At 59.4% G+C, this 678-nt stretch carries 1 protein-coding gene; it reads left to right on the forward strand.

All coding sequences use genetic code 11. From position 1 onward, the window contains the following. Positions 1 to 55: 55 nt before the first annotated feature. On the forward strand, positions 56 to 678 hold a 623-nt coding region (locus EN994_RS34165), incomplete at its 3' end, for an extracellular solute-binding protein (RefSeq protein WP_127308290.1).

A 678-nucleotide genomic window follows, 5' to 3' on the forward strand; every position in this document is an offset into this window, starting at 1 on the left:
GTGCATAGTCTAGCCACGCTCACAGTGAGAGAGCAAATGAAATGGGAGGATTTCAATGCGCATCACAATGACCTGCGCCGCGCTCGCGCTTGCCCTGGGCTCAGCCCCGGCCTTCGCGCAATCCGGCGAAATCACCATCTGGAGCTGGAATGTCGCGGCTTCATCGCTGAAAGCGACCATTGCCGGCTTCAACAAGCAATTTCCCGACGTCAAGGTCACGGTCCAGGATCTCGGCAACCAGCCGACTTACGACAAGTCGATCGCCGGCTGCGCCGCCGGCGGCGTCGGGCTGCCTGATGTCGTCACCATCGAGAACGGCGAGGCCGAGAATTACTGGAGCCAGTTCCCCGACTGCTTCGTCGACCTGCATACGCTCGGTTACACAGCCGACGACCAGAAAAAATTCCCCGATTTCAAGCGCACCGAGTTGGAAGTGGGCGACAAGGCCTACGCGATGCCGTGGGATTCCGGCCCGGTGGCCGCCTTTTATCGCCGCGACTTCTACGAAAAGGCCGGCGTCGATCCGGCTTCGATCAAGACCTGGGACGATTTCATCGCCGCCGGCAAGAAAATCCAGGCCGCCAATCCTGGCGTCTCGATGACCAATGCCGATTTCAATGGCGACTCGGAATTCTTCCGCATGATCTCCAACGAACAGGGCTGCGCCTATTTCTCCGA

Source organism: Mesorhizobium sp. M7A.F.Ca.CA.002.09.1.1, assembly GCF_003998555.1.
Taxonomy (GTDB): domain Bacteria; phylum Pseudomonadota; class Alphaproteobacteria; order Rhizobiales; family Rhizobiaceae; genus Mesorhizobium; species Mesorhizobium ciceri.